This window comes from Clostridium sp. (genome assembly GCF_026168755.1).
In the GTDB taxonomy this organism is placed as follows: domain Bacteria; phylum Bacillota; class Clostridia; order Clostridiales; family Clostridiaceae; genus Clostridium.
Genome location: NZ_JAPFDR010000005.1, coordinates 1 through 13,131 on the forward strand (window position 1 = coordinate 1; position 13,131 = coordinate 13,131).

The window sequence follows — 13,131 nt, forward strand, 5'->3', positions numbered from 1 at the left end:
AACGACTTAGGCTTGAAAAGCCTAACGCGTCAATATATTAAAATTCATTAAACTTAAAGAACCGCCGTGTACCAGACCGGTACGCACGGTGGTGTGAGAGGTCGGTAGATAAAATAATTATCTACCTCCTACTCGATTTATTTAAAAATATTTTTAATTTATTTCTAAGAATTAACTTTTAATAATATATTTATAAAGAAATAAAAAAAAGAAAGATGGCGGGTATCCATCTTTCAACTATGGTATAAAAGGGTATTGAGAATTTATGAGAGGTTATATGGTCAATAACCATATTTATAATATGACATATTTATAATAAAGTCAACAATTTATTTAAAAAAAAATAAAATTTTTTTTAAAAGGTACAAAAATTCGACAAAACATGTAATTAAATGGTAAAAATAAATGGTTTGTAAAAATTTTCATGAAAATATTATATAAAAATTAGTAAACAGTTAATACATATTAGAATAAATATATATTTAAAGAATATAAATTATAGTAGTTATACTATAGGGAGGGATATTATGTCTCAGATAGATGTTATTAAAGAAAGTATTCAAAATGAACAATTACTAAGAGAAAGTGCTACTAATAATGTACTAAAGGGTGAATATTTAATAAAAGACTCTCATCCAGATGTATATCAAATATTGGGAGTAGAAGCTAAAGCAACTATAACAAACAAAGAAACGTTAGCTGATAAAATAATGATAGAAGGTCAAATTAATTATTCTGTTATGTATTTATCAGAAGATGAAAGTAAAGTAACTAGTATAAACTCAGTTTATTTATCAGAAAAGTTCGCAGACTATCTTGATCTTAATAATGAAGAACATAAAGTGATTTGTGAAGTCGAGTGCGTAATAGAACATATTCAAGCTAGTATTATGAATGAGCGTAAGATTGCTATTGATGGAATAAGGTCAACTAAATGGCAAGTTTATAAGGTTGAAGAATTTGAATTTGTTAAAGAAATTGAAGGAAGAGATGATATACAAGTTAAGACAAAAAGTGAAGAGATGAATCAAATAAAGTGTGAAAAAGACATAGAGTTAATGGGAAAATCTATGATAAAAGTAACAATGGATAAACCTGAAGTTGATGAAATATTAAAATGCTCCATGAATTTACACAAAAAAGAGGTTAAACTTGGAGATGGAAAGATATATTTTGGATGTTATTGCAAGATAGAAGTACTATGCAAAGGAAAAGATGAAAATGATATATTCTTATTACAAGATGATATATACTTATCAAAAGAGGAAGAAGCTATTGGTGTAAATAGTGATATGATGACATCTCATCAAATAGATATAGTAAGTTTTGATAGTATAATCAATGCTGATGATTTAGGTGAGAGTAGAGTTGTAAATGTTGAATTTATGATTAAGGGAACTATTAAGGTTATATCTAAAGAGGTTATTGATGTAATTAAAGATGCTTATTCACCAACTAAATCAATAGAGTTAACTAAGAAGAAGTATGAGACAGGATTAGTTCATGGAATAATTACATCAGAATTAATAGTAAAAGATAATTTATACCCTAAAGATGAAAATGATAAAATTAGTTGTGTAATATCTGCTACAGGATGCCCAGTTATAACAGATAGGGTTGTTGAAGAAGATAAAATAAAGGTTGAAGGAATAATAAAAGTGTTAGTCCTTTATAAGACAACTGATGATAATTGCAAGATAGATATGTGTAATGGAGAAATTCCATTTACTTCAGTAATTGATTTAAAAGGCACAAAACCAGATATGGTTGCCTTATGTAAAGTTCACTTAGAAAATTTAGATGCTACTGTTGAAGCTAATACAATTGGTGTAAGGGCTACATTATCTGTTTTAGTTAAGGCTTGTTATAAGGTTAATAAAGAGTGGATAGTTGATATTATTGAAGGTGAAGAAGAAAAAGAATGTAAAAAAGCTTCAGTTACAATATATGTAGTTAATATAGGTGACACACTTTGGGATTTAGCTAAAAAATATAATACTACAATGGATTCATTAATAGAAATAAATGAATTAGATGGACCAGAATCATTAACTGAAGGTAAAAAGATAATAATACCAGGAAAATGTAAGTTTTAATAAGGTTTAAAATACAAAAAAGCTATTGCAAAGTTATGCAATAGCTTTTTTGTATTTTTGAATATATTTCATTTGATTGGATAAAATAAGAAATATGTGATTTGAGGTGATAAATTGAGCGAAAAAGTAAGTGGTAACTTAATAATAATAGGAGGAGCTGAGGATAAAGAAGGCGATAAAGAAATATTAAAAAGAGTAGCAAAATATATAGATCCTGAAAAGGAAAAGTTAATAATAGCAACTATAGCAACAGAATATCCAGAAAAAAGTTATGAAAATTATAAAAATGTATTTTCTAATTTAGGAATTAAAAATATAGATAAACTAGACATTAGTACTAGAGAAGATGCATTTAATAAGAAAAACGTTGAATTAATAAATAATTCAAATTTATTATTCTTTACTGGTGGTGATCAATTGAGAATAACTAGTATGATAGGGGGCAGCCCAATATATGATGCAGTAAAGAATCTATGTGCTAATGGTGGATTAATTGCTGGAACATCCGCAGGGGCATCTGTTATGAGTGATACCATGATAGTTCAAGGAGAAGATGATGAATCTCCACATAAATGTACTTTAAAAATGTCACCAGGTTTAGGGTTAGTAAACAATATAATAATTGATCAACATTTTGCTCAACGAGGTAGAATAGGAAGATTATTAACGGCTATAGCTCAAAATCCTGAAGTTTTGGGTATAGGAATAGATGAAGATACAGCAATAGTAGTAAGTGATAAAGGAACTGCAGAAGTTATTGGATCTGGTGCAGTATATTTCATAGATGGAAGTTCAATTGATTATAGTAATGTATCGGAGCAATATAGTGATGAGGTACTTAGTATGTTTAATGTAAAGCTTCATGTATTAAAAGAAGGTAATAGATTTAATTTACTAGATAAAGTACCATTTGAGGAGGATAAGGATTTTTATGAAAATCATAAATAGCACTGTTTATTCTGGAAGAAATATACATTCTCATAAAAAGTGCATACAACTCGACGTAGATTTAGAAGGATATTCTGAGATACCTAGTAAGGATATAAAAGGCTTTAATAAAAATTTGGTAGAGATGCTTCCAATTCTTAATACTCATAGGTGTGGGATAGATGAGGAAGGTGGATTTGTAAAGAGACTAAATGAAGGAACTTATTTAGCTCATATTTGTGAACATACTATTATAGCTATACAAAATATTTTAGGAATAGATGTAGCTTATGGAAAGGCTAGAGAAGTTGAAGGTGATAGATATATAATTGTATATCAATATGAATATCCTAAGGTAGGAATTGAAGTTGCAAAATTAGCTGTGGATATTATTAACTCACTTATAGAAGGCAAAAAAATTAGTTTTAATCATAGGTTAAATATAATAAAATCTATAATTCCAGAAGAACTTATAGGACCTAGTGCTTTAGAAATATGTAATGCGGCTAAAAAGGCTGGATTACCAGTACTTAAAATGGGGAATAGTGGATTTTATCAAATTGGATATGGAAAACAAGGAAGAATAATAGAATCAGCAATTACTAATGCTACAAGTTGTGTATCTGCTGATATTTCATGTGATAAATTATTAACAAAGCAGTTGCTAAGAATACAAAATTTGCCTGTTCCGAAAGGTGAAAGGGTAAATAATGTTATTGATTTATTAAGAACTGCTGAAGAAATAGGATATCCTGTTGTTTTAAAACCTGAATTTGGGAGCAAGGGAAGAGGAGTTATATTAAATATAAATAATGAGAAGGAATTATTAAAGTATTATCAAAAATTAACTGAGGAGTTTAAAGAGATAATAGTTGAACGATACTGTGAAGGTGATGACTATAGGGTTTGTGTAGTTGGATATAATGTTGTAGCAGTTTCAAAAAGAATTCCGCCATTTGTAATAGGAGATGGAGAAAGAAATATTAAAGAACTTATAGATGAATTAAATAATGATGAGCTTAGAGGGGAAGACCATGAAAAACCTTTAACTAAGATAAATATTGATGATGAGTTAGAAAGAAATTTAAGTAAACATAACTATAATTTAAATTCTATATTAAAAAATGGAGAGAAATTATTTTTAAGAAAGAATTCAAATTTATCTACTGGTGGAATAGCTATAGATTATACAGATGTTATTTCAGAAGAAAATAAGGAAATATGTGTAAGGGCAGCTAAGGCCATAGGATTAGATATATGTGGTATTGATGTTTGTACAACTGATATTAGTGAATCCTTAATGAATAATGGAGCCATACTTGAGGTTAACGCAGCACCAGGTTTAAGAATGCATTCATATCCTTATAAAGGAGTTAGTAGAAATATTGGAAATGACATAATTAATATGATGTATAATAATAATCCTCAAAATATACCTGTAGTTGCTGTTACTGGGACAAATGGTAAAACAACAACTACTAGGATAATAAATAGTACATTATCTAGAATGGGATATTGTGTTGGAATGACAAGTACTGATGGAATATATGTTAATGGTAAATGTATTGATATAGGTGATGATACCGGTTTTGAGAGTGCTAAATGTATATTATACAATAGAGATGTTGATATAGCAGTTTTAGAAACTGCAAGAGGTGGGATTATAAGAAAAGGATTAGCATATGATTTAGCTGATGTTGCAGTAATAACTAATATTACTGATGATCATTTAGGAATAGATAATATAAATTCTATGGAGGAGCTTTGTAAGGTAAAATCATTAGTAGCGGAAGCTGTAAAAGAAAATGGAAACGTAGTAATTAATGCTGATGATGAGTGGAGTAGAAAGATTATAAATAGAATAAATTCAAATATAATTTACTATTCTTCTGATTTTAATAATGAATTAATAAGAGAAAATATAAGTAAGAAGCTTATTGCTGTATACAGAAAAGATGATTATCTATGTGTTAATAATAAGGGAATAGAATATAAAATAATAAATGTTAAAGATATTCCAATATCATTAAATGGTACATTAGAATTTAATATTGAAAATGCAATGGCAGCTTGTGCAGCATTAGTAGGTATGGAAATAGATTATAGCATGATAAGAATAGGGTTAGAGAATTTTAACTCTGAAGATAATTCAGGAAGGTTTAACGTTTATGATTATAATGGTATAAAGGTTATATTGGATTATGGTCATAATATAGAAGGGTATAAAAAAGTTTTACCTACATTAGAACGTATTGGCAGTGGGAATATTACTGGGATAATTGGTGTTCCAGGGGATAGAAGTGATTATGTTGCGAGGGAAATAGGAAGTATAAGTGCTAGATATCTTGATAAAATAATAATTAAGGAAGATAAAGATAGAAGAGGAAGAGAAAGTGGAGAAATACCTAATTTAATTAAAGATGGTGTATTAAAGGTAAAGAAAGATGCAAATGTAAATATAGTGTTGGATGAAGTTGAAGCTTTAGGAAAGGCACTAAATGAATCTGCTGAGGGAGATATTATAATTGTATTTTTTGAAAGATTGGTTCCGTTAATAAATTATATCAAATCCAATAAAAATAATGATACAGATTTAGGGAATGTTGTTAATTCAAATTAAAGAATACAACAATGACATATTTACTATAAGAAAAATAATATATATAATATTATTTATAAAGTTCAGGGTTTATACTCTGAACTTTAATTTAGAATTATGAACTTTCCATTGAAAGGATTTGGATATATGAAAATAAAAGCTTATGCAAAAATTAACATTTCTTTAGATATAGTAGGAAAAAGAGAAAGTGATGGATATCATTTATTAAAAATGATAATGCAGAATATAGATTTGTACGATGAAATATCTATAGAAAAACAGAAGAAAGATATAAGAATAAGTTGTAATAAAAGCTATGTTCCGACAGATTCAAGAAACTTAGCTTATAAAGCAGCAAATTTATTTAAAGAGACATATAATATTGAAGATGGAGTTCATATTGATATTGTAAAGAATATTCCTGTATCAGCTGGTCTAGCTGGGGGAAGTACAGATGCAGCTGCTGTTTTAAAGCTTATGAATAAGATATTTAAGGTGAATGCATCTAATGAAGAACTTATGGAACTTGGGTTAAAATTAGGTGCTGATATTCCATATTGTATTAATGGTGGAACAGCACTTTGTGAAGGCATTGGAGAAAAAATAACAGCTTTACAACCTTTTAAGGATAAAATATTAGTTTTAGTAAAGCCTAGTTTTGGAGTTTCAACTAAAGAAGTATATAAAGCTTTTAATTTAGATAGAGTTAGAGTACATCCTAAAACTGAGAATTTAATAAAAGCTATGGAACAAGATGATTTGTATTATGTAGCAAATAATATGAAAAACTTATTAGAAAATGTGACTTTAAGAAAGCATAATATATTAATTAAAATAAAAGAAGAAATGAATAGATACGGTGCAGTAGGTAGCATGATGAGTGGAAGTGGGCCAAGTGTATTTGCTTTTTTTGATGATATGTTAAAGGCACAAAGATGCTATGAAAAAATGAAGGAAAATCATAGAGAAGTATTTTTAACTAGAACTATTTAAATAAAAATTAAATATAAATGAATAAACCCCTTTATAATGTCAATACTTAAAACTAGAAAGGGGTTATGTTTATGAGAAAGTATATTTATTTTATAATACCTATGGTTTTAACAGTTGTAATTTTTAATGGATGTCAATCTATTGCAATCAATACAAAGGAATCTAGTTTAGAGTTAACAGAATTAAATTATGATGATATTAAGGACAAGCTTATAAGATTTCATGTAATAGCAAATAGTGATACAGATGAAGATCAAAATCTTAAGCTAAAAGTTAGAGATAAAGTAGTTGAAGCATTAAGTGAAAAATTAAGTAATGTAAATTCATTAGAGGAAGCAGAAAATGTATTAAAGGAAAATATAGATTATGTTAATGAAATTGCAAAAGAGGTTATTGAAGAAAATAATTATACTTATGAAGTGAATACAATGTTGTCTTATGAGAATTTTCCTGATAAGGTATATGGAGATTATATTTTTCCGCAAGGAAATTATGAAGCATTTAGAGTTATAATAGGAGAAGGAAAAGGACAAAATTGGTGGTGTGTTATGTTTCCATCATTATGTTTTGTTGATGAAAGTAAAAACTCAGTAGATTCTAGTGATTTAAAAGAAGAAATCGAAAATATAGAACCTAAAAATAATGAGACAACAAATGAAAATAAAGAAAAAAATAAAGAAAAAAATAAAGAATCAAGTAATGTTAATAATGGAGTAAAATTTAAGTTTAAGATAGTAGAAGTTATAAAGGAAATTCTTGATTAATAGGAGGAATAGTATGGCAAAGGCATTAGCTATGGTTTCAGGAGGGCTAGATAGTATTTTAGCAGCAAAATTAATAAAGGAACAAGGTATAGATGTATTAGGAATTTGTTTTAGATCATACTTTTTTAGTGAAGAAAGTGCAATAAAGATGGCAAAGCAAATAGATATACCACTATTAGTAGTAGATTTTTCACCAGAGCATTTAGAGTTAGTTAAAAATCCTAAGCATGGTAGAGGTAAAAATATGAATCCATGTATAGATTGTCATGCTATGATGATGAATTATGCAGGAAAATTATTAGAGGAACATAATGCAGATTTTATTATTACAGGTGAAGTATTAAATCAACGACCTATGTCTCAAAACAGACAAGCTTTAAATATTGTAAAAAAAGAATCTGGATTTGCTAATAAAATTTTAAGGCCTTTATGTGCTAAAAATATGGATCCTACAGAAATGGAGTTAAGTGGATTAGTTGATAGAGAAAAATTATTAAATATTACTGGAAGAAGTAGAAAGCCACAAATGGAGTTAGCTGCAAAATGGGGAATTACAGAATATCCATCACCAGCAGGTGGATGTAAATTAACAGAACCAAATTATGCATTAAGATTAAAAGATCTTTTAAACTTTAAAGAGGAAGTTGAAGAAAATGAATTAAGTCTTTTAAGATATGGAAGACATTTTAGGACAGATGATAACAATAAAATAATAGTTGCAAGAACTCAAGAAGAGGGAGAAGCAATTAAATCATTTATACATAATGAATATTATTCTTTTCATACAACTGATTTTTCTGGAGCACTTGTATTACTAGAAGGAAGTGGAACAGAAAGAGATGTACATTTAGCTGCTAGAATAGCTGCAAGGTATAGCAAAGGAAGAGAAAAAACAGAGTTAAAGGTTAAATACGGCATATATGGACAAAAGCTAGAAAATATTATAGTTGTAGAGCCTATAAGTGATAAAGAATTAGAAAAATATATGATTTCTATAAAGTAGGGGGATAAAATGGAGAAGAGAGCAATTATATCTGTAAAAAGTTCATCAAATTTAGAGCCTAATGATGCAATTGAAGTAGTGACTCCTGGTAAATTTATAATTAAGGAGAAGGGATTTAAGGCGATATATGAGGAATCAGAAATATCAGGAATGGAAGGGACAACTACTACTTTAAACATACAAGACAACATAATGGTATTAGAGAGAGTAGGATCAACTACTACAAATATGGAATTTAAAGAAGGGGAAATGGCTGTTTCCTTATATAATACGCCATATGGAGTATTAAATTTAAATATTGATACTGAAAAGTTAGATATAAATGTTAATGAAAATGGTGGAGAAATTTACTCTAAGTATATTTTAGGACTTGAGGGGCAAGAAGGCATAATCACTGAGTTAAATATAAAAATTAAAGTAAATTAAATTTTAGGCTTCTATGAAATTATTTATTCATAGAAGTATTTTTTTGAATAAAAAAAGTCACATAGGAAATAATTAAAGAAAAGAGCTATAAAGGGGCGTGGATAATATAAATAAGTATGAAATTATAATATTCATTTTAAGCAGTTATTATGGCATGAGTTATGAAGACTTTAAAAAGAGACTTAAAAAGAAAGATAATCTATATTTAACAATTTTACTTATGAAGAAATTCAAATGTTTGAATTTAGAAGTTATTCAACAAAGCTTAGGGATTTCCAATAATAGAATGTTAAGTTATAAAATGAAAAAAGCAGAAGAAAAAATATTAATAAATAAAAGATTTAGAGATGAATATTTTGAATTAGAAGATAAAATAAAAGAAAATTTTAAAAATGCATAAAAAACACTAGCCTAATTCTAACTAATGTGATACTATAATATCTATGATTATTCTTCTTTTGACAATAAGAGAGATAATTTAAATTATACTACTATAAAAATCAATAGTCAATAGAAAATTTAAATTAAATTTTAGATATATTGGGGGTAAGCATGAGTACTAAATATGTTTTTGTAACAGGTGGAGTTGTATCAGGATTAGGAAAAGGAATAACAGCAGCTTCATTAGGGAGATTATTAAAAAATAGAGGATTAAAAGTATCTATACAAAAATTTGATCCATACTTAAATGTAGATCCAGGAACAATGAGTCCTTATCAACATGGTGAAGTTTTTGTAACTGATGATGGAGCGGAAACAGATCTAGATCTAGGACATTATGAAAGATTTATAGATGAAAATTTAACTAAAAATAGCAATATTACTTCAGGGAAAGTTTATTGGTCAGTTATATCTAAGGAAAGAAGAGGAGAATACCTTGGAGGAACTGTTCAAGTTATACCGCATATTACCAATGCTATAAAGGAAAGAGTTTATAGAGTAGCAAAAGAGACTGATGTGGATGTTGTAATAACTGAAATAGGGGGAACGGTTGGAGATATTGAATCATTACCATTCCTTGAAGCTATAAGACAAATAAAATATGATGTGGGTAGAGAAAATGTATGCTTTATACATGTTACGTTAGTACCTTTCTTAGGAAAATCAGGTGAATTAAAAACTAAACCAACTCAACATTCTGTTAAGGAATTAAGGAGTATTGGGATTCAACCAGATATTATAGTTTGTAGATCGGAAAAAGAAATATCAGATGATTTAAAATCTAAAATAGGATTATTCTGTAATATAGAAGGTAAGTGTGTAATACAAAATTTAGATGCAGATCATTTATATGAAGTTCCATTAATGCTTCACAAGGAAGGTTTAGATAGATTAGTAGTTGAAAAATTAGAATTAGGATGCAGGGATATAGATAATACAGAGTGGATTGACATGGTTTCTAGATTAAAGAATTTAGAAGGTAATGTTAAAATTGCACTAGTAGGAAAGTACGTTGAGTTACATGATGCTTACATATCTGTAGTAGAGGCATTAAATCATGGCGGACTAGCTAATGGAACGAATGTAGAAATTAAATGGGTAAATGCAGTAGATGTTACAGAAAATAATTCTAATGAACTATTAGGTGATGTTGATGGAATCCTAGTTCCAGGTGGATTTGGAGATAGAGGGGTAGAAGGTAAGATTGAAGCTATTAAATATGCAAGAGAAAACAAGATACCTTTCTTAGGAATATGTTTAGGAATGCAAACAGCAGTAATTGAATTTGCAAGAAGTGTATTAGATTATAAGGAGGCTAATAGCTCTGAGATTAATCCAGAAACAGAATATCCTGTAATAGATCTTATGCCAGAGCAAAAGGATGTTGAAGATTTAGGTGGTACAATGAGACTAGGGTTATATCCATGTAAATTAGATAAAACATCAAAAGCTTATGAATGTTATGAAGATGAATTAATATATGAGAGACATAGACATAGATATGAGTTTAATAATGAATATAGAAAACAAATAATTGAGGCTGGAATGAAAATAACAGGTACAAGTCCAGATGGTAGATTAGTTGAAATAGTAGAAGTTGAAGATCATCCATGGTTTGTAGCAGCACAATTCCATCCAGAATTAAAATCTAGACCAAATAATCCACATCCATTATTTAAAGCTTTTGTAAAAGCTGCAATAGAAGAAAAGTAAAAGGAAAGTGAAGATATCCTTCACTTTTCTTTTTAATGTTATAAAATTATTTAAAGTGGATAATCTTATAATATAACTTTCTATTGAATTTTAAAGTTTATTAGTTCATAATTATATATAAACTTAAATATGCATTATATTAATTATAGCTATATTGTATATTTTATTTTAATAAGATTGTATTTCATTTCAAATATATCAAACCTTAGGTTTAATCTATTATTATCCCGAAGTAAACAAAACTATTGGAGGTGTCAATTTGACAAGAGAGGCATATGCTGAGATGACTTTAGTTGATTTAAAAAATAAGGCTAAAGAGCTTGGAATAAAAAACATAAGTAAATTAAAGAAAAGCGAAATAATTGATGAATTAGTAAAGGTTACTCCGAATACTATAGAAAAAAATGGAGTGATTTTAACAGAAAGAATAGCTCCTAAAGTAAAGGAACAAGAAAATTCTAATAATACTTTTTCAAATAATTATGAAAATAGAGAAAATTACTCTATGACGGATGAACAAAAAGAAGAGAAGAAAGAGAGACTAAAAGTTATGATAAATGAATCTGGCTCTTCTAAGGGAGTATTAGAAGTTCAAGAAAATAATAACTTTGGATTCTTAAGGTGCAATAACTATTTAACTGGAGAAAATGATATATATGTATCTCCATCACAAATAAGAAGATTTAACTTAAGAACAGGTGATGAAGTTCAAGGGAAAGTAAGAGAAGCTAAAGAGGGAGAAAAATTTAAAGCTTTATTATTTGTAGAAAAAGTAAATGGTGATAATCCGGAAAAGGCTATAGGAAGAAAGAATTTTGAAACATTAACTCCTATATATCCTAATGAAAGATTACATTTAGAAACTAATAATGAGAAAGATTTGTCTTCTAGATTAATGGATATTATTTGTCCAATAGGAAAAGGACAAAGAGGAATAATTGTTGCTCCACCAAAAGCTGGTAAAACTACTTTATTAAAAAAAGTTGCACAAAATATTAGTAAGAACCATCCTGATATTAAGCTTATAGTTTTATTAATAGATGAAAGACCTGAAGAAGTTACTGATATGAAAAGATCTATAAATGGAGATGTTATTTACTCAACATTTGATGAGGAACCACAAAACCATGCAAAGGTAGCTCAAATGGTGTTAGAGAGAGCCAAAAGAATGGTAGAGCAAGGGAAGGATGTTGTTATATTATTAGATAGTATAACTAGGTTATCTAGAGCTTATAATTTAACAATAAATCCAACAGGTAGAACATTATCAGGAGGATTAGATCCAGGTGCATTAATAATGCCTAAAAAGTTCTTTGGAGCAGCAAGAAATATAGAAGAAGGCGGAAGTTTAACTATTCTTGCTACAGCACTAGTTGAGACAGGATCAAGAATGGATGATATGATATTTGAAGAGTTTAAGGGAACTGGTAATATGGAAGTTCACTTAGATAGAAGACTTCAAGAAAGAAGAATATTCCCTGCAATTGATATTTATAAGTCTGGAACTAGAAAAGAGGATTTATTATTATCAGATGAAGAGAAAGAAGTAGCATTTGCTATTAGAAAAGTTATGTATAGAGATGGTAATATTGAAAATGTTACAGAAAATCTAATAAATATGTTATCTAAAACAAAAAATAATAAAGAGTTTATTCAAGTTTTTCCTAAGAATGATATATTTAAAAAATAGTTAATAGCATATATAAAGAGGCTTATTTTTAAAGTAGATAAATACAAATTCCATAGTTGAAAAGTTTGTATTACTAATATCTATTAAATAAAAAGCCTCTTTTATTAATTTTTTTATTAAAAGAAAAAATGAGAAAGAATGTAATTCTTTCTCATAAATTCTAATTTAATCTTATTTGTTAAGACCGAACTTCTTATTGAACTTGTCAACTCTACCGCCGATATCAACGATTTTTTGCTTACCAGTGAAGAATGGGTGGCATTTAGCACATATATCAACTTTTAACTCTTCTTTAACTGAACCAGTTGTGAAAGTGTTTCCACATGCGCACTTAACCACAGCATCGTGATGGTATTCTGGATGTATGCCTTGTTTCATTTGATTCACCTCTTTCAAAATACATTCATTGAATTAATTCAATGACCTAATGAATTATAACATAAGGGTGAAAAACAGTCAATATAACTAGGAAATAAAAA

General features: G+C 28.1%; 11 protein-coding genes. 10 read left to right on the top strand and 1 reads right to left on the bottom strand.

Features of this window, described 5'->3' with window-relative positions; all coding sequences use genetic code 11:
* Positions 1-527: 527 nt before the first annotated feature.
* The 10 genes from Q0Y03_RS03180 (at position 528) to rho (ending at position 12,652) form a co-directional block, all read left to right on the top strand.
* Positions 528-2,096 carry an SPOCS domain-containing protein gene (locus tag Q0Y03_RS03180; RefSeq protein WP_297712391.1) on the top strand — a complete coding sequence of 523 codons (1,569 nt, stop codon included), beginning with the start codon at positions 528-530 and terminating at the stop codon, positions 2,094-2,096.
* A 114-nt stretch (positions 2,097-2,210) separates the two neighbouring features.
* Positions 2,211-3,044, top strand: coding sequence for a cyanophycinase (locus Q0Y03_RS03185; protein ID WP_297712392.1), 834 nt, complete (start codon positions 2,211-2,213; stop codon positions 3,042-3,044).
* Positions 3,028-5,643: a cyanophycin synthetase gene (gene cphA / locus Q0Y03_RS03190; RefSeq protein WP_297712393.1), complete on the top strand. Its 2,616-nt coding sequence runs from the start codon at positions 3,028-3,030 to the stop codon at positions 5,641-5,643. Before Q0Y03_RS03185 ends, cphA begins: the two co-directional genes overlap by 17 nt.
* Positions 5,644-5,769: 126 nt before the next feature.
* Positions 5,770-6,615 (top strand): 4-(cytidine 5'-diphospho)-2-C-methyl-D-erythritol kinase, encoded by an 846-nt coding sequence (ispE, locus tag Q0Y03_RS03195; protein ID WP_297712394.1) that lies wholly within the window; start codon positions 5,770-5,772, stop codon positions 6,613-6,615.
* A gap of 71 nt (positions 6,616-6,686) precedes the next feature.
* A complete protein-coding gene (spoIIR, locus tag Q0Y03_RS03200; protein ID WP_297712395.1) occupies positions 6,687-7,379 on the top strand; it encodes a stage II sporulation protein R in 693 nt (230 codons plus the stop codon).
* A 13-nt stretch (positions 7,380-7,392) separates the two neighbouring features.
* The gene (locus Q0Y03_RS03205; protein WP_297712396.1) at positions 7,393-8,382 is read left to right on the top strand and encodes a tRNA 4-thiouridine(8) synthase ThiI; all 990 of its coding nucleotides are present in this window, start codon (positions 7,393-7,395) and stop codon (positions 8,380-8,382) included.
* Positions 8,383-8,391: 9 nt separating this feature from the next.
* Positions 8,392-8,808 (top strand): DUF1934 domain-containing protein, encoded by a 417-nt coding sequence (locus Q0Y03_RS03210; RefSeq protein WP_297712397.1) that lies wholly within the window; start codon positions 8,392-8,394, stop codon positions 8,806-8,808.
* A gap of 97 nt (positions 8,809-8,905) precedes the next feature.
* Positions 8,906-9,208, top strand: a complete 303-nt coding sequence (locus tag Q0Y03_RS03215; RefSeq protein ID WP_297712398.1) for a ribose-5-phosphate isomerase — start codon at positions 8,906-8,908, stop codon at positions 9,206-9,208.
* A gap of 152 nt (positions 9,209-9,360) precedes the next feature.
* The gene (locus Q0Y03_RS03220; RefSeq protein ID WP_297712399.1) at positions 9,361-10,962 is read left to right on the top strand and encodes a CTP synthase; all 1,602 of its coding nucleotides are present in this window, start codon (positions 9,361-9,363) and stop codon (positions 10,960-10,962) included.
* Between the two features lie 259 nt (positions 10,963-11,221).
* A complete protein-coding gene (gene rho, locus Q0Y03_RS03225) occupies positions 11,222-12,652 on the top strand; it encodes a transcription termination factor Rho (RefSeq protein WP_297712400.1) in 1,431 nt (476 codons plus the stop codon).
* 171 nt (positions 12,653-12,823) lie between these two features.
* On the opposite strand, the gene rpmE is transcribed toward rho, so the two are convergent.
* Complete coding sequence (gene rpmE / locus Q0Y03_RS03230) at positions 12,824-13,030, bottom strand: 50S ribosomal protein L31 (protein ID WP_005212373.1); 207 nt, start codon at positions 13,028-13,030, stop codon at positions 12,824-12,826.
* Positions 13,031-13,131 lie beyond the last annotated feature (101 nt).